We start from the raw sequence: 17,599 nt of genomic DNA, 5'->3' as shown, positions 1-17,599 counted from the left end.
CCGGAGGGCCCGTACCTCGATGTCCGTGCACAGCCAGCCGGCGGCGCAGGCCGCCCCGTATGCAGCCGCCACACCAGAGTTCCCACGGCACGTCGTCACGGCCGTGATCGTCTCGCACGACGGCGGCCGCTGGCTGCCCGACGCGCTCGCCGGACTGCTCGCCCAGGAGCGTCCGGTGCAGAACGTCATCGGTGCCGACACCGGCAGCGCGGACGACTCCGCCCGCCTGCTCGCCGAGGCGATCGGCGACGACCGCGTGCTCCACCTCGCCCGACGCTCGGGATTCGGCACCGCCGTCGACGAGGCGGTCCGCGCCGCCCCCGTCCTCGGCCCCGACGACCTGGCCTATCTGCGCCGCCCCAGCGGCTGGGACCCGGTCAGCCGGACCTGGCACGACGAGGCGTACGACATGCCGGAACTCCCGCACGGGGAGCCGGTCCAGTGGCTGTGGCTGCTGCACGACGACTGCGCGCCCGCTCCGGACGCGCTCGCCGAACTCCTCCGGGTCGCCGACGCCAGCCCCTCCACCGCCGTCGTCGGCCCCAAGCTCCGCAGCTGGTACGACCGCCGGCAGCTCCTGGAGGCCGGTGTCAGCATCGCCCGCAGCGGCCGCCGCTGGACCGGCCTGGACCGCCGCGAGCAGGACCAGGGCCAGCACGACCAGGTCCGCCCGGTGCTGTCGGTCTCCACCGCCGGGATGCTCGTCCGCCGCGACGTCTACGAGCAGTTGGGCGGCTTCGACCGCCGGCTGCCGCTGATGCGCGACGACGTCGACCTGTGCTGGCGCGCCCAGGCCGCCGGCCACCAGGTCCTGGTCGCCCCCGACGCCGTGCTGCGGCACGCCGAGGCCGCCGCCCGCGAGCGCCGCCCCATCGACTGCGTCGGCCGGTCGGCCCGCCCGTCGCCCGACCGCCACCCCTCATCGAAGCGCTTCGCGCTGCGTGGTCCCACCCCGCACCGCGTCGACAAGGCCGGCGCCGTCTACACCCTGCTCGCCAACACCCGTGGCGCGCTGGTCCCGTACACCCTGCTGCGGCTGCTGATCGGCACCCTGCTGCGAGTCGTCGCCTACCTCGTCGGCAAGGTCCCCGGCCAGGCGCTGGACGAACTCGCCGGGCTCTTCGGCACCCTGCTCCGCCCCGGCAAGATCCTCGCCGCCCGCAGGCGGCGCGGGAAACCGGCGGTCGACGCGGGCGAACTGCGGTCGCTGTTCCCGCCGCCCGGCGCCACCGTCCGCGCCACCGTCGAACAGGTCGCCGGCAATCTCGCCGGCCGCGCCGCCCCCGACGTCGCCTCCTCCGGCCGGCACGGCGCCGTGGAGTCCGGGCCCGGCGGCGACGACGCCGACTACCTGGAGATCGAGCAGTTCGCGCGGCTCAAGCGGATCGCCCGCCGCCCCGCGCCGGTGCTCTTCCTCGTCCTGCTGGTCGTCTCGCTGATCGCCTGCCGCGACCTGCTCGGCGGCGGCTCGCTCGTCGGCGGCGCCCTGCTGCCGGCGCCGGACGGCCTCGGCGGCCTGTGGTCCTCCTACGTGGCCGGCTGGCATCCGGTCGGCGTCGGCGACACCGCCTCCGCACCGCCCTACCTCGCGGTGCTCGCCGTGCTGTCCACGGTCTTCCTGGGCAGCACCGGCTTCACCCTCACCCTGCTGCTGGTCTGCTCCGTCCCGCTGGCCGGCCTCACCGCCTACTTCGCGTCCCGCCCGCTGGTCGCCTCCCGGCTGCTGCGGGCCTGGGGCAGCATCGCCTACGCCTTCCTGCCCGCCGCCACCGGCGCGCTCGCCGGCGGCCGCCTGGGCACCGCCCTGCTGGCCGTCCTGCTGCCGCTGATGGCCCGCGCGGGGATCGCGGCCGCCGGGCTGCGGCTGGCGCCCGGCACCCGGCCCGGCTGGCGCGCCGCCTGGGCGTACGCGCTGCTGGTCACCGTCGCCACCGCCTTCACCCCGATCGTCTGGCCGATCGCGGTCGTGCTCGGGGCGGCGCTGCTGGTGCTGCGCTTCCTCGACGGCAGCCGCGGCGTGATCCTGGCGTACGCGCTGCGGTTCCTGGCCGTGGTGCTGGCCCCGCTGGTGGTGCTGGCGCCCTGGTCGCTGTCGCTGCTCGCGCACCCGGCGCAGTTCTTCCGCGAGGCCGGCCTCGACTACGGCGCCGGCTCGGCCTCCGTGCTGGACCTCGTCGGGCTCAGCCCGGGCGGCCCCAAGGCCGTCGGCGGGCTGCTGCTGCTCGGCATCGTGCTGGCCGCCCTCGGCGCGACCCTGCGCGACACCCGGCAGCGGGCGATCCGCACCGCCTGGGCGGTGGCCCTGACCGGGCTGCTGTGTGCGGCGCTCGGCAACGGCTCCGGCTGGACCGGCCCGGCGATGCTCGTCTACGGCCTGGCGCTGCTGTGCGCGGCCGCGGTCGGCGCCGAGGGCATCCGCACCCGGATGACCGCGCTCGGCTTCGGCTGGAAGCAGCCGGCCGCCGTACTGGTCGCGCTGGCCTGCCTGATCGCTCCCCTCTACGCCGCGGCCAGCTGGATGATCACCGGCGCGTCCGGCCCGCTCCAGCGGCGCGACGCCACCCAGGTCCCGGCGTTCGTCGCCGAGGAGGCCACCACCACCGACCGGGCCCGCACCCTCGTCCTGGACGGCACCGCCGGGCACGTCTCGTACTCCCTCGTGCGCGGCTCCGGGGCCGTGCTCGGGGACGCCGACCTGGCCGCCGAGGCCGGCCCGGACAGCCGCCTGGACGACGTCGTGGCCCACCTCGTCGCCGGCTCCGGCGCCGACCAGACGGACCGGCTGGGCGGCTATGCGGTCCGCTACGTCCTCGTCCGCAAGGGCGCCCCGCGCGAGATGGGCCGCGTCCTGGACGCCACCCCCGGCCTGACCCGGCTCAGCCAGGAGGACGGCAGCGCCCTGTGGCGCGTCGACCAGCGGGTCTCCCGGATCACGATCGTCTCCGGGCAGACCAAGGAGGGCACCGGCAACGGCGACGCCGTGGCACCCGTCCCGGTGGCGGCCGGCCCGGTGGAGGCACACGGCGCCAAGGTGCCCGTCGGACCCGCCGGCCGGATCCTGCGGATCGCCGACGCCGCCGACGACGGCTGGCACGCCACCCTCGACGGCACCCCGCTCAAGCCCGTCACCGTCGACGGCTGGGCCCAGGGATTCCAGCTGCCGTCCTCCGGCGGCCGGCTCGACCTCACCCACGACAACGCCCTCGGCCACACCCTCTGGCTGTGGACCCAGGGGCTGCTCGCGCTCGTCCTGGTCGTGATGGCGCTGCCCGGCCGGCGCCGGGAGATCGACGACGACCTGCCCGAGGACGCCGCCGTGCTCGCCGCGCCGCAGGTCCCGGGGGAGGGCCGCCGGGCCCGCCGGCTGCGCGCCCAGGCGGAGGCCGCCGGCACCGCCGCGCCGCCCGCCGACGCCGATGCCGGTATCCCGGCCGCCGGCACCGAGGAGCCCCCGGCCGCCGCCCCGGTCCCGGACCCCGTCCCGGCCGTCGACCCGTATGCCGCGGTCCCCGCCCAGCCCGCCTACGAGGACTGGCAGGCCGCCCCGGACCCGGCCGCCGCGGACCAGCCCTATCCACAGGCCGCCGACCCGTACGAGCCCGACCCGTACGAGCCCGACCCGTACGGCGGGCAGCAGCAGCCCTACCCGACGGCCGACCCGTACCAGGCCGGCCAGTACGGCGGCTACCCGGCCGACCCGTACCAGGCGGGCGCCTACGACCCGTACGGCTACGGCGGGCAGCAGCCGTACCCGGACGCCGGGCCCGACCAGCACCAGCACCCGCAGCCGCCCTACGACGGCACGACGTACCCCGGCGCCTTCCCCGAGCCGCGCCGTGACGGGAGCGAGCAGCAGTGAAGCGCACCATCGTGTCCCTGACCGCCGCGGCCGCCGCGCTGGCCGCCGTCACCGGCGTCGCCGCGGTCGCGGCCCCCGGCGGCGACGGCGCCGCGGCCCCCGCGAGCGGCACCCGGCAGCCCGTCCAGCGCTCCACGCTGGTGTGCCCGGCGCCCAGCTCCTCGGAGGTCGCCGAGACCGCCTACACCGCCTTCTCGCCGCCGGGCGCCGCGGCCGGCGCGGGCACCGGGAAGGGCACCGCCCAGCTCCTGCCCACCGGCACGGTCGCCGACAGCCACGGCAACCCCGCCGGCAAGGGCGGCAAGGACAAGGGGAAGGGCGGCAAGGGCGGCAAGGGCGGCGCCGCGGACTCCGGCGGCCTGCAGACCGTCCCGCCGCCCGACACCAAGCCCGTGGTGCCGCTCCAGCAGGCCGGGAAGCCCGTCGTGGCGACCACCGACAGCCCCGACGCGCCCGCCCTGGCCGGCTCCGCCGAGGGCGGGCCGGCCCCCGGCTGGACGGTCCAGCAGACCACCGCCATCGCCGCCGGCTCCGGCCGCGGCCTGCAGGGCCTGAGCTGCACCGCCCCCGACACCCAGTTCTGGTTCCCCGGCGTCAGCACCGCCGCCGGCCGCACCGACTACGTCCACCTCACCAACCCCGACTCGACCCCGGCCGTCGTGGACCTCGAAATGCGCGGCAAGGACGGCCCGTTGACGGCGAGCGGCGGCGGCGAGGACATCCCCGTGCCGCCGCACACCACCGTCCCGGTTCGGCTCTCCACCCTCACCGGCACCCCCACCGACGGCGCCGCACTGCACGTCAGCGTCCGCTCCGGCCGGGTCGGCGCGGCCGTCCAGGCCGCCGACGCCAAGGCCGGCGGCGACTGGCTGCCGCCCGCCGCCGACCCGTCCGCCGGTGTCGTCCTCCCCGGCATCCCGGCCGACGCCACCGACGTCCAGCTGGTGGCCGTCGCCCCCGGCGACTCCGACGCCGACCTCAAGGTGCAACTGGCCACCCCCACCGGCCTGATCACCCCGACCGGACTCGACAGCCTGCACGTCAAGGGCGGGATGACCACCACCGTCGACCTCAAGGACGTCACCAAGGGCGAGGCCGGCTCGCTGGTCCTCACGCCCGCCGGCGGCGACGCCGGCGCCCCGGTCACCGCGGCCGTGAAGGTCGTCCGCGGCAAGGGCGACAACCAGGAGACGGCGTTCGTCCCGGCCACCCGGCCGATCGAGACCCGCGGCACGGTCGCCGACAACCGCGCCCAGGGCGGCACCCTCACCCTCGTCGCCCCCACCAAGGGCAAGGACGCCAAGGTCAAGGTCACCGCGTCGGCCGGGAGCGGCGGCGGCACCCCCGTCTCGAAGACGTACACGGTCAAGGGCGGCACCAGCCTCGCGGTCCCGCCGCCGCAGCCGTCCGGCCTCAAGGGCACCTACGCGCTGACCATGGAGCCGCAGACCGGCAGCGGCCCGGTCTACGCGGCCCGGATACTGGCGCTGCCGCAGGGCGGGGTGCCGGCCTTCACGATCCAGCCGCTGCCCGACGACCGCGGCTCGGTCCTCGTCCCCACCGCCGGCCAGGACCTGTCCCTGCTCACCCGCTGACCCGTCCCGGTCCTTCCGGCCACCGCCCCTCACCGGCGCCGCTGCACGGCGACACCTCCTGTTGCGCGGCGCCGGCTCACTCCTGCCCGTAGCGCGGGTCCACCGACTCCGGGGCCAGCCCCAGGAGTTCGGCGACCTGTTCCACCACGACCTCGTGGACGAGGAGCGCCCGCTCGTCGCGGCCCTTGGTGCGGATCTCCACCGGCCTGCGGTAGATCACGATCCGGTCGCGATATCCGCCGCCGGACGGCAGCACCCGCCCCAGCGGCACACCGTCCTCCTCCGCGAGCGCGTCCGGCCCGCCGTCGGGCCCGGACCCGGGCACCTCCAGCACCAGGAAATCGACCTGCGCCAGCTGCGGCCAGCGCCGCTCCAGGCGGTCCCGGGAGTCGTAGACGAGATCCGCGAACGCGTCGGCGCGGGTCACCGACAGCGGTACCTGGGGAGGCGCGATCGGGCCGCGCATGCCACGGCCGTGGCGGTCGCGGCGGCGGGGCCGCGGCTCCGCGGGACGGGGAGGTACGGGGCTGTCCATCAGATCGAGCGTAGCCCTCCCGGCACGGCCCGTACGGCGTTGTGCGACAACGCGCCACTTGTCGTCGAGTGACCGGACCGGCCCCGGTTCGGTTCGTTTGCGGACCCGCATCGGACCGCCCCGCTCCCACCCGGTGCCGCGGAATGACACCAATTGCGCCACCTCGTGACGGGAATCCGCTCCCGGCCCGCACGCCCCCGTCCCGTTCCCGAGCGGTCCCGGCCGACGGGTGCAGGTCAGACGCATCGGACGAAGCGGGACGACACGGTTGGGTGAGCCGGGGGAGAGTCGTCGCGGCCCGCTCAAGAGTGCGGTACCGTCCAACGTCGTGAGCCCTGTACGTCGCTGTTCGCGCACTGCGTGCGGCCGCCCCGCCGTCGCAACGCTGACGTACGTCTACGCGGATTCGACCGCCGTGCTCGGACCGCTCGCCACCTACGCCGAGCCGCACTGCTACGACCTGTGCGCCGAGCACTCCGAGCGGCTGACCGCCCCCCGCGGCTGGGAGGTCGTCCGCCTCGCCGTCGACCCCGGCCCGGCCCGCCCCAGCGGTGACGACCTCGAAGCGCTGGCCAACGCCGTCCGCGAGGCCGCCCGCCCCCAGGAGCGCGCCGCCGGCGGCACGGGCACCCCCGCCCCCTCCGGCCGCGACGGCCACCCCATGGAGGTCGCCCGCCGCGGCCACCTCCGGGTCCTGCGCTCGCCCGACTCCTGATCGCCGCCCCGGCCCGCCGCCGATCACGGCTGTTTCCCGGCCCCCGCTCCGGCCCTACGGGTAGGTTTGTGGACCCGTAGCGACTCCAGGAGGGCTGGCTGTGACTGACCTGTCGCAGATCGTGAAGGCGTACGACGTGCGCGGTGTGGTCCCCGACCAGTGGGACGAGCCGCTGGCCGAACTCTTCGGCGCGGCCTTCGTCGAGGTCACCGCCGCCGACGCGATCGTCATCGGGCACGACATGCGCCCCTCCTCGCCCGGCCTGGCCGCCGCCTTCGGGCGCGGCGCGGCCGCCCGCGGCGCCGACGTCACCGAGATCGGCCTGTGCTCCACCGACGAGCTCTACTACGCCAGCGGCGCCCTGGACCTGCCCGGCGCGATGTTCACCGCCTCGCACAACCCCGCGCAGTACAACGGCATCAAGATGTGCCGGGCCGGCGCCGCCCCCGTGGGCCAGGACACCGGCCTCGCCGACATCCGCGCGCTGGTCGAGCGCTGGACGGAGCAGGGCGCCCCCGCGCCGGCCGCGCGGCGCGGCACCGTCACCCGCCGCGACGTCCTCAAGGACTACGCCGCCCACCTGCGCTCCCTGGTGGACCTCACCGGCATCCGCCCCCTGAAGGTCGTCGTCGATGCCGGCAACGGCATGGGCGGCCACACCGTCCCCACCGTCTTCGAGGGCCTGCCCCTCGACCTCGACGCCCTCTACTTCGAACTGGACGGCTCCTTCCCGAACCACGAGGCCAACCCGCTCGACCCGAAGAACCTCGTCGACCTGCAGCAGCGGGTCCGCGAGGTCGGCGCCGACCTCGGCCTCGCCTTCGACGGCGACGCCGACCGCTGCTTCGTCGTCGACGAGAACGGCGACCCGGTCTCCCCGTCCGCCATCACCGCGCTGGTCGCCGCCCGAGAACTGGCCAAGCACCCCGGCGGCACCGTCATCCACAACTGCATCACCTCCTGGTCCGTCCCGGAGGTCGTCGAGGAACACGGCGGCGCCCCCGTCCGCACCCGCGTCGGCCACTCCTTCATCAAGGCCGAAATGGCCCGCACCGGCGCCATCTTCGGCGGCGAGCACTCCGCCCACTACTACTTCCGCGACTTCTGGAACGCCGACACCGGCATGCTCGCCGCGCTCCACGTCCTGGCCGCCCTCGGCGAACAGGACCGCCCGCTCTCCGGGCTCGTCGCCGCCTACGACCGCTACGCCGCCTCCGGCGAGATCAACAGCACCGTCGACGACCAGGCCGGCCGCCTCGCCGCCCTCAAGGCCGCCTACGCCGGCCGCGACGGCATCACCCTCGACGAACTCGACGGCCTGACCGTCACCGCCGCCGACTGGTGGTTCAACGTCCGCCCCTCCAACACCGAGCCGCTGCTCCGCCTCAACGCCGAGGCCCGCGACCGGGCCACCGTCGACCGGATCCGCGACGAGGCCCTCGCCCTCATCCGCGGCTGACCGCCCCCCGGGGAGGGCCGCCCGCACGGCGGCCCTCCCACCTGCCGAAAACCCCTCCGGGCAGGCCCGGCCCCCCGCTCCGGCGGTACGCTGGCCACGCCGCAACCACGCCGAAGGAGCACCGATGCCGGTCGAAGCCAGCCTGATCCAGATCCTCGCCTGCCCGGCCTGCCACGCCCGGCTGGAGGACCGCACCGCGGCCGACCCGGCCGAGCTGATCTGCACCTCCGCCGACTGCGGCCTGGCCTACCCCGTCACCGACGGCATCCCGGTCCTCCTCGTCGACGAAGCCCGCCGCCCCGCCTGACCGGCGTCACTTTGCCCACCCGGCGATCGGAGGCCGCGCCACCATGCTCGACGAGTCACTGCTCGACGCCCCCGAGGCGCTGGCCGGCGCCGACCGCTTCGGCCTGCTGCGCGGCGTCGCCGAATCCGGCGCCCGGGTCCGCACCGCCGCCCGCGGCGCCGCCGAGTCCGGCATCCCCGAGCTGAGCCCCGACGGGCGGCCGCGCGCCGTCCTCGTCGCCGGGCCCAGCCCGGCCGCCGCCGGCGTCGCCGACCTGCTGCGCGCCCTCAGCGGCGGCAGCTGCCCGGTCAGCCTCATCCAGCCCACCGGCGTCGCGCCCGTGCCCGGCGCCCTCCGCTGGACACTGCCCGGCTGGGCCGGCCCCCTGGACCTCCTCCTCGTCGCCGGCCCCGACGCCGCCGACCCGGGCCTGGCCGAACTCGTCGAGCAGTCCTACCGCCGCGGCTGCGCGGTCGTCGCCGTCACCCCCGCCGGCGGCCCGCTCGCCGAGGCCGTCGTCCAGGCCCGCGGCCTGCCCGTCCCCCTCGCCACCACCGCCTACGACACCGAGTTCGACGTCGAGGGCGCCCCGCCCGCCGCCCCCGGCACCCTCTGGTCCGTCCTCATCCCGCTGCTGGTGCTCGCCGACCGGATCGGCCTGATCAACGCCCCCGCGCACGCCGTCAGCAAGCTCGCCGACCGCCTCGACCAGGTCGCCGAACGCTGCGGCCCGGCCATCCCCACCTACACCAACCCGGGCAAGACCCTCGCCGCCGACCTCGCCGACGCGCTCCCGCTGATCTGGACCGAGGGCCCGGTCGCCGGCGCCGTCGGCCGCCACTTCGCCACCGAACTGGCCGGACTGGCCGGCCGCCCCGCCCTCCCCGCCGAACTCCCCGAGGCGCTCACCACCCACCGCACCCTCCTGGCCGGCGCGCTGGCCGCCGGCGCCGACCCGGACGACTTCTTCCGCGACCGGGTCGAACAGTCCGCCGCCCTGCACGCCAGGATCGTCCTGCTCCGCGAGGCCGACGCCGGCCCGCTCTCCGCCACCCGCGCCGCCCAGCAGCTCGCCGAGGAACGCGACACCCCCCTCAGCGAACTCCAGCCGAGTCCCGGCAGCGACCTGGAACGCGCCGCGGAACTCCTCGCCATCGCCGATTTCGGCGCCGTTTACCTGGCGCTCGCCGGCACCGAGTGATCATGGGGCCCGGGGCCGCCGCCCGGCGCCCCGCCGGACCACCCACGCCACGTCAGGAAGCAGTCGCCGCATGGACCGCCTCGTCAACACCGTGCGCCCCTACGCCTGGGGCTCCACCACCGCCCTTCCCGAGCTGCTCGGCGTCCCGCCCACCGGCGAACCCCAGGCCGAGATGTGGCTCGGCGCCCACCCCGGCGCCCCCTCCCGCCTGGACCGCGGCCACGGCCCGGTCTCCCTCGCCGAGGTGATCGAGGCCGACCCCGAGGCCGAACTGGGCGCCGACACCGTCCGCGCCTTCGGCCCCCGGCTGCCGTTCCTGTTCAAGGTGCTCGCCGCCGGCGCCCCGCTCTCCCTCCAGGTCCACCCCGACCGCGCCCGGGCCCAGGCCGGCTTCGCCGACGAGGAGGCCCGCGGCATCCCCCTCGACGCCCCGCACCGCAACTACAAGGACGCCAACCACAAGCCCGAACTCCTCTGCGCCCTCACGCCCTTCGAGGGTCTCTGCGGCTTCCGGCACCCCGCCGAGGCCGCCGAGCTCCTGGAGGGCCTGGACGTCGCCGACCTCAAGCCGTACGTCGACATCCTGCGCGCCGCCCCCGAGGAGGCCGCCCTGCGCGAGGTGCTCACCGCCGTCCTCGGCGCCGAACCCCACGCCCTCGCCGAGACCGTCGACCGCGCCGCCACGGCCGCCGCCCAACTCGCCACCCAGGGAGGCATACACGCCGACGCGTATGCCGCCTGCGCCGGCATAGCCCACCACTACCCGGGCGACCCCGGCGTCCTCGCCGCCCTGCTCCTCAACCACGTCCGCCTCCAGCCCGGCGAGGCCCTCTTCCTCGGCGCCGGCATCCCGCACGCCTACCTCGGCGGACTCGGCGTCGAACTGATGGCCAACTCCGACAACGTGCTCCGCTGCGGCCTCACCCCCAAGCACGTCGACGTCCCCGAACTCCTGCGCGTCGTCCGCTTCACCCCCGGCGATCCCGGCGTGCTGCGCCCCGAGGACACCGACGGCGAGGAGGTCTACGACACCCCCATCGAGGAGTTCCGGCTCTCCCGCTTCGTCCCGGCCCCCGGCGGCGCCCCCCGCCCGCTGCCCGCCCGCACCCCGCAGATCCTGCTCTGCACCGCCGGCACCGTGCACCTCACCAGCGACACCGGCACCACCCGCGACCTCACCCTCGCCCCCGGCGCCGCCGTCTTCGCCCCCGCCGGCGAACACCTCACCCTCACCGGCGACGGCACCCTCTTCCGCGCCACCGTCGTCGTCTGACGCCCGTCCGCGATCCGGCCACCGCACGACGCCCCCGGGCCGGGCTGCAACAATGACCGCCGCACGGCAGGGAAAGGGCGGCACAGCGGCCCGGTCTACGGAAGGGACACGGCGCACCTCATGAGCGCATCCGGCGGTACCAAGGCGATCGTTGCGGCGCTCGGCGCCAACCTGGCGATCGCCGCGGCCAAGTTCGTCGCCTTCGCCTTCAGCGGCTCGTCCTCGATGCTGGCCGAAGGCGTGCACTCCCTCGCGGACTCCGGCAACCAGGGCCTGCTGCTGCTCGGCGGCAAGAAGTCCCGGCGCGCCGCCACCGCCGAACACCCCTTCGGCTACGGACGCGAGCGCTACATCTACGGCTTCCTGGTCTCCATCGTCCTCTTCAGCATCGGCGGCGTCTTCGCCCTCTACGAGGGCTGGGAGAAGATCCACCACCCGCACCCCCTGGACGCCTGGTACTGGCCGGTCGGCGTCCTGGTCTTCGCCGTCGTCGCCGAGGGCTTCTCCTTCCGCACCGCCGTCAAGGAGTCCAACGAGCTGCGCGGCACGCAGTCCTGGATACAGTTCATCCGCCGCGCCAAGGCCCCCGAACTCCCCGTCGTCCTGCTGGAGGACTTCGGCGCCCTGATCGGCCTCGTCCTCGCCCTCGCCGGCGTCCTGCTCACCCTCGCCACCGGCAACAGCGTCTGGGACGGCATCGGCACCATGGCCATCGGCACCCTGCTGGTGCTGATCGCCCTCGTCCTCGCCGCCGAGACCAAGTCCCTGCTGCTCGGCGAGGCGGCCGGCCCCGAACAGGTCGCCAGGATCCGCGAAGCCCTCGTCGACGGCGACGTCGTCACCCGCGTCATCCACATGCGCACCCTCCACCTCGGCCCCGAGGAACTCCTCGTCGCCGCCAAGATCGCCGTCCAGCACGACGACACCGCCGCCGAGATCGCCCGCGCCATCGACGCCGCCGAGGCCCGCATCCGCGAAGCCGTCCCGATCGCCCGCGTCATCTACCTCGAACCCGACATCTACGACGAGAAGGCCGCCGCGGCCCAGCCCCCCAGCGGCACCTGACGCCCCACCCGCCACCGGCCCCGCCACCCCAGGGAGGCGGGGCCGCACGCATCCCGCGCCACGGACCGAACCGGCCCAGGCACCCCGCGCGGCGCACAGATCAAGCCAACCCGCACCCCGACGCGGTCTGGGGCCACGGAGCCGATCAGTGTAGATTCGAGGGCAGTGCCAGACGTCGCTGCTGATGGCGGTCGGGCGGCCCGCGCTCGCGGACCGGCCGAGGGAGAGAGGGCCTCCGACGGACTGCGCTGCGGCAAGGGGAGAGGTGTAGCAGCCTCCACGTAGGCTCACGTACGCCCGGTCACGCACCGGGGACCCCGACCCGCGCCGCAGACTGCCCGAATTGCCCCACCGACCTCGACATCCGAGGAGCAGCCCGTAATGACGACAGCAGCCACCGGCCAGGACTTCAAGGTCGCCGACCTGTCCCTCGCCGCCTTCGGCCGCAAGGAGATCACCCTCGCCGAGCACGAGATGCCCGGCCTGATGGCGATCCGCAAGGAGTACGCCGACCAGCAGCCCCTCAAGGGCGCCCGGATCATGGGCTCGCTGCACATGACCGTGCAGACCGCCGTGCTGATCGAGACCCTGGTGGCACTGGGCGCACAGGTCCGCTGGGCCTCCTGCAACATCTTCTCCACCCAGGACCACGCCGCCGCGGCCATCGCCGTCGGCCCGCACGGCACCCCCGAGGACCCGCAGGGCGTCCCGGTCTTCGCTTGGAAGGGCGAGTCCCTGGAGGAGTACTGGTGGTGCACGGAGCAGGCGCTGACCTGGCCCGGCACCCCCACCGGCGGCCCGAACATGATCCTCGACGACGGTGGCGACGCCACCCTCCTCGTCCACAAGGGCGTCGAGTACGAGAAGGCCGGCCAGGCCCCCGCCGTCGAGACCGCGGAGAACGAAGAGCACCGCGCCATCCTGGAACTCCTCAACCGCACCCTCGCCGAGAACCCGCAGAAGTGGACCCGCCTGTCCTCCGAGATCCGCGGCGTGACGGAGGAGACCACCACCGGCGTCCACCGCCTCTACGAGATGCAGCGCGACGGCGTCCTGCTCTTCCCCGCGATCAACGTCAACGACGCGGTGACGAAGTCGAAGTTCGACAACAAGTACGGCTGCCGGCATTCCCTCGTCGACGGCATCAACCGCGCCACCGACGTCCTGATCGGCGGCAAGACCGCCGTCGTCTGCGGCTACGGCGACGTCGGCAAGGGCTGCGCCGAGTCCCTGCGTGGCCAGGGCGCCCGCGTCATCATCACCGAGATCGACCCGATCTGCGCCCTGCAGGCGGCGATGGACGGCTACCAGGTCACCACCCTCGACGAGGTCGTCGAGACCGCCGACATCTTCGTCACCACCACCGGCAACAAGGACATCATCCTCGCCTCCGACATGGCGCGGATGAAGCACCAGGCCATCGTCGGCAACATCGGCCACTTCGACAACGAGATCGACATGGCCGGCCTCGCCAAGCTCCCGGGCATCGTCAAGGACGAGGTCAAGCCGCAGGTCCACACCTGGACCCACCCCGACGGCAAGGTCCTCATCGTGCTCTCCGAGGGCCGCCTGCTGAACCTCGGCAATGCCACAGGCCACCCGTCGTTCGTGATGTCGAACTCCTTCGCGGACCAGACCCTGGCCCAGATCGAGCTCTTCACCAAGCCCGAGCAGTACCCGACCGACGTCTACGTCCTGCCCAAGCACCTGGACGAGAAGGTCGCCCGCCTCCACCTGGACGCGCTGGGCGTCAAGCTCACCACCCTGCGCCCGGAGCAGGCCGCCTACATCGGCGTCGAGGTCGAGGGCCCCTACAAGCCCGACCACTACCGCTACTGAGCCGCCGCCGGCCCGTCCGCGGGCCGGCAACCGGCACCCCCAGCAGCCGCTGGCACCAGGCCCTCGCCCTCCCGGCGGGGGCCTGGCCCGCAGAAACCCCGGAAACCCCCGCGCCCCCGGCGCACCGCCCCACTCGCCCGTCGCAAGGACCGCACCACCATGCCCCGCGGCCACTACTCGCTCCACGACCCGCACGACCACACCCCCCTCGGCGAGGAACACTTCCACTGCGCCACCGGCCCCTCCGGCTGGCGCTACGTCTCCCAGATCCTCGACACCGCCGGCGAGCACACCGGGTCCGTCGACCTCACCCTCGACGACCTCGGCCGCCCGATCCGCCTCCAACTCACCTGCGCCGCCTGGCAGGTCCGCGGCGCCGCCCTGGACGGCGTGACCTGGGTGCGTACCGATCCCACCGGCACCCACGCCACCGAGGGCAACGCCGCCGCCCACGCCTTCACCGGCGCCTCCCCGGCCTTTCTCGTCGCCACCGCCCGCCTGCTGCGCCCCGCGCTCGGCGCCGGCGCCACCCGCGTCCGCCTCGTCGCCCTCACACCCCCCGTCCTCGCGCCCCGCACCCTCGACCAGGGCTGGGCTCTGCTCTCCAGCACACCACACGCCACTGACATCGCCCCGCTCGTCGCCGACGAGTACCAGGTCACCGACCTCGAAACCGGCGAACAGCACGCCGTCCATCTCGCCGGCGATGTCGTCCTCGCCGCCCCCGGCATCGAACTCGAATCCCTCGACACCCCGCCGTCGACGTTCAGCTGACGCCCCGACGGGCACCGGCCCCACGGCACGGCACCCCAAAGACCCCGGCTCCGTCACAGCCCTCCCGGAGTCGCCCACCGCCCCCACCCGCCTCACACGGGCGGCGCGAACCCCGTCCCGCGGGTCGGCGGCGCCTGCCCACCGCCCGCGCCCGACGCTCCCGGCACCTGCCCGGCCGCCCCCACGGTCCCGCCTGCCCCGGCACCACCGGACGCACCGCCCACCGGCCCCTGCTCGGTCGTCCCCGCACCCCCGGGCACCACCCACGCCCCACCGGCCGCGACCGCACCGCCCCCGGGGACGCCACCCGAAGGCGCCGCCCCCGCAACCGCCCCCGCGGCCCGGGCCGTTCCCGGCTCCACCCCGGCCACACCGCTCTCCCCGAACGCCCGCCGGGACTCCCGCCCCTGCCGCTCCTGCACCACCGCGGCCAGGTACACCGCCGGGTCCACCCCTGCCGGCACCTCCGCCCCCGTGAAGCCCCGCAGATCCCCGGCGAGCCGCGCGGCCAGTACCGCGCCCGCCTGCGGATCCAGCTCGCCCAGCCGCCCCAGGTACTGCCGCACCGCCAGCCACCAGCCGTCCGGCACCCGCGACAGATCGAGCCCCCCGACCTCCCCCGTCAGCCACGCAGGCGGCGCCGGCAGCAGCACGCCCCCGCCCTCCGCCTCGGGCACCCGCTCCCGGATCACCAGCGTCCCGGCGAACACATCGCCCAGCCGCCGCCCCCGGGCGGACACCAACGAAGCGATCGACGCCACCACCCCGAACGTCATCACGATCTCGACGGCCCCCATGGCACCCCGCACCAGCGCATGCCGGAACCGGATCGGCCCGCCGTCCTCCCGCACCACCCGCAACCCGCAGATCAGCTTTCCCAACGACCGCCCGTGGCTCAGCGTCTCCACCGCGATCGGAATCCCCACCTGCACCAGCACCAGCGTCGCCACCTGCAGGGCCGCCAGCACCGCACCGTCCAACGAGGACGCGGCGCTCACCATCACCAGCGTCACCGCGATGTACGTCCCCCAGGCCACCGCCAGATCGACCACCACGGCCAGCCCCCGGCTCGCCAGCCTGGCCGGCCGCAGTCCCAGCACCACCGCCTCACCCGTCACCAGCTGACTCACACGCCCCACTCCCTCTCGGCCCTGCTCCCCGGCCCGCCCTGCGCGACCGCCCGTGACACCGCGGTCCCGCCCTGAGGTCCAGGGCCCCGCGCCCGGCCAGTCTGCCAAGCTGGCCCGACACCCACCCACCGCGCTGCGAGGAGCGACCCCGGTATGGACCTCGATGTCTTCGTCACGGCCCACAGTGCCGAATGGGACCGCCTGGAAACCCTGCTGGGCCGCAAACGCCGCCTCACCGGCACCGAGGCCGACGAACTCGTCACGCTCTACCAGCGCACCACCACCCACCTCTCCCTCCTCCTCTCCAGCGCCCCCGACCCGGCCCTGACCGGCCGCCTCACCTCCCTCGTGGCCCGCGCCCGCAGCAAGGTCACCGGCGCCCGCAAGTCCTCCTGGCGCGACGCCGCCCGCTTCTTCATCACCTCGTTCCCCGCCGCCGTCTACCGCCTGCGCCACTGGTGGATCCCCACCGCGGTGCTCTCCCTCACCGCCGCCGCCCTCCTGGGCTGGTGGATAGCCGCCCACCCCGAGGTCCAGTCCGCCCTCGGCGCCCCTCAGGAACTGCGCGACATGACCCGCCCCGGCGGCGAGTACGAGACCTACTACTCCAACCATCCCGCCGCGGCCTTCGCCGCCCAGGTATGGACGAACAACGCCCAGGCCGTGGCCCTCTGCCTGGTCTTCGGCGCCTTCCTCGGTCTCCCCGTCCTCTGGGTCCTGCTGGAGAACATGCTCAACCTGGCCGCAGGACTGGGCCTGATGTCCTCGGCGGGCCGCCTCGACACCTTCCTCGGCCTGATCCTCCCGCACGGCCTCCTCGAACTGACCGCCGTCTTCGTCGCCGCCGGCATCGGCCTCCGCCTCGGCTGGACCGTCGTCGACCCGGGCCCCCGCACCCGCCGCACCGCCCTGGCCGAGGAGGGACGCACCGCCCTGGGAGTCGCCGTCGGCCTCGCCGCCGTCCTCTTCGTCTCCGGCGTCCTCGAAGGCTTCGTCACCCCCTCCGGCCTCCCCACCTGGGCCCGCATCACCATCGGCGTCCTCGCCGAGCTGGCGTTCCTCACCTACGTCTACGTACTGGGCGGCCGCGCCGTACGCGCCGGCGAGACCGGCGACGTCGACGCAACCGACCGCGCAGCCCTCCTCCCCACCGCCGCCTGATGTGCACACACCCTTCCTGACCTGCTAATCTCCTCTTCGCCCCGCAACCCGTTGACACGGGTGACAGGGGGAGGTAGATTCAAACGGTTGCAAGGAACTGGACAGGTTCGATCGCAACGGTTAGTTTCATCTCCGCTCCAGCCGGACTTCACAGTCGGCGGAGCGCACCGACCACTGACAGAAGCTTCGGTCCGTCATATGGATCGAATACCTCTGATAAAGTCGGAAAAGTCGAGAGACAAACCCGTCCGACGGGTATTTCAGAACGGAATTCGAACCAGTCGCCAAGCGACTCGGAACGGAAAGAAGATCTGATAAAGTCGGAAAGGCCGAAAAGCGAAAGCGAAACGGCCGACCCTGCTCCAGCAGGGGGCCAGAGACGGAAACGGATCTGGTAAGGTTGGAACCGCGAGAAAGCCGAAAGGCCGGATCGCACCGGCGAAAATCAGGGCCGAAAGGATCTGATAGAGTCGGAGACGCAAGACCGAAGGGAAGCGCCCGGAGGAAGCCCGCGAGGGCAGGCCGAAGGAAGCGTCCGTTCCTTGAGAACTCAACAGCGTGCCAAAAGTCAACGCCAGATATGTTGATACCCCGTCTCCAGCACAAGCTGGGACGAGGTTCCTTTGAAAGACCTCCCAACATGCTTGGGAGGCACACAGCGAGGACGCTGTGAACCACGAGGATCATTCCTCCTCGTGGTTCCGCTC

Annotated in this window: 13 protein-coding genes; 11 read left to right on the top strand and 2 right to left on the bottom strand. The window is 74.4% G+C overall.

Going from position 1 to position 17,599, the window contains the following annotated elements:
* The first annotated feature begins 19 nt into the window (after positions 1-19).
* Entirely contained in the window at positions 20-3,859 is a 3,840-nt protein-coding gene (locus tag B073_RS0128615) for a glycosyltransferase (RefSeq protein WP_018541517.1), read from the top strand.
* A complete protein-coding gene (locus B073_RS0128610) occupies positions 3,856-5,454 on the top strand; it encodes a DUF5719 family protein (protein ID WP_018541516.1) in 1,599 nt (532 codons plus the stop codon). The genes B073_RS0128615 and B073_RS0128610 overlap by 4 nt, the downstream gene beginning before the upstream one ends.
* Before the next feature lie 76 nt (positions 5,455-5,530).
* Here the strand turns inward: B073_RS0128610 and B073_RS0128605 are convergent, their stop codons facing one another.
* On the bottom strand, positions 5,531-5,989 hold the full coding sequence (locus B073_RS0128605) for a metallopeptidase family protein (RefSeq protein ID WP_018541515.1): 459 nt from the start codon (positions 5,987-5,989) through the stop codon (positions 5,531-5,533).
* A gap of 268 nt (positions 5,990-6,257) precedes the next feature.
* Between B073_RS0128605 and B073_RS0128600 the strand changes: the two genes are divergently transcribed.
* From B073_RS0128600 to B073_RS0128565, 8 genes are all read left to right on the top strand, one after another.
* Positions 6,258-6,704 (top strand): DUF3499 domain-containing protein, encoded by a 447-nt coding sequence (locus B073_RS0128600; protein ID WP_078508222.1) that lies wholly within the window; start codon positions 6,258-6,260, stop codon positions 6,702-6,704.
* A gap of 100 nt (positions 6,705-6,804) precedes the next feature.
* A complete protein-coding gene (locus B073_RS0128595; RefSeq protein WP_018541513.1) occupies positions 6,805-8,163 on the top strand; it encodes a phosphomannomutase/phosphoglucomutase in 1,359 nt (452 codons plus the stop codon).
* 124 nt (positions 8,164-8,287) lie between these two features.
* The gene (locus B073_RS0128590; RefSeq protein WP_018541512.1) at positions 8,288-8,470 is read left to right on the top strand and encodes a Trm112 family protein; all 183 of its coding nucleotides are present in this window, start codon (positions 8,288-8,290) and stop codon (positions 8,468-8,470) included.
* Between the two features lie 43 nt (positions 8,471-8,513).
* Positions 8,514-9,650 carry an SIS domain-containing protein gene (locus B073_RS0128585; protein WP_018541511.1) on the top strand — a complete coding sequence of 379 codons (1,137 nt, stop codon included), beginning with the start codon at positions 8,514-8,516 and terminating at the stop codon, positions 9,648-9,650.
* Positions 9,651-9,720: 70 nt separating this feature from the next.
* A complete protein-coding gene (manA, locus tag B073_RS0128580; RefSeq protein ID WP_018541510.1) occupies positions 9,721-10,923 on the top strand; it encodes a mannose-6-phosphate isomerase, class I in 1,203 nt (400 codons plus the stop codon).
* Between the two features lie 120 nt (positions 10,924-11,043).
* Positions 11,044-11,988 carry a cation diffusion facilitator family transporter gene (locus B073_RS0128575; RefSeq protein WP_018541509.1) on the top strand — a complete coding sequence of 315 codons (945 nt, stop codon included), beginning with the start codon at positions 11,044-11,046 and terminating at the stop codon, positions 11,986-11,988.
* Positions 11,989-12,369: 381 nt separating this feature from the next.
* The gene (ahcY, locus tag B073_RS0128570; RefSeq protein WP_018541508.1) at positions 12,370-13,827 is read left to right on the top strand and encodes an adenosylhomocysteinase; all 1,458 of its coding nucleotides are present in this window, start codon (positions 12,370-12,372) and stop codon (positions 13,825-13,827) included.
* Positions 13,828-13,986: 159 nt separating this feature from the next.
* Positions 13,987-14,601 carry a hypothetical protein gene (locus B073_RS0128565; RefSeq protein ID WP_018541507.1) on the top strand — a complete coding sequence of 205 codons (615 nt, stop codon included), beginning with the start codon at positions 13,987-13,989 and terminating at the stop codon, positions 14,599-14,601.
* A gap of 92 nt (positions 14,602-14,693) precedes the next feature.
* Here the strand turns inward: B073_RS0128565 and B073_RS0128560 are convergent, their stop codons facing one another.
* Positions 14,694-15,731, bottom strand: a complete 1,038-nt coding sequence (locus tag B073_RS0128560; protein ID WP_018541506.1) for an RDD family protein — start codon at positions 15,729-15,731, stop codon at positions 14,694-14,696.
* Positions 15,732-15,884: 153 nt separating this feature from the next.
* Here B073_RS0128560 and B073_RS0128555 point away from each other — a divergent pair, with 153 nt between their 5' ends.
* A complete protein-coding gene (locus tag B073_RS0128555; protein ID WP_018541505.1) occupies positions 15,885-16,892 on the top strand; it encodes a stage II sporulation protein M in 1,008 nt (335 codons plus the stop codon).
* The last annotated feature ends 707 nt before the right edge of the window (positions 16,893-17,599 follow it).

The organism is Streptomyces sp. MspMP-M5, from assembly GCF_000373585.1.
In the GTDB taxonomy this organism is placed as follows: domain Bacteria; phylum Actinomycetota; class Actinomycetes; order Streptomycetales; family Streptomycetaceae; genus Streptomyces.
Note: the sequence above shows the minus strand (reverse complement) of the source record. Positions and strands in the feature narration are given on the sequence as shown.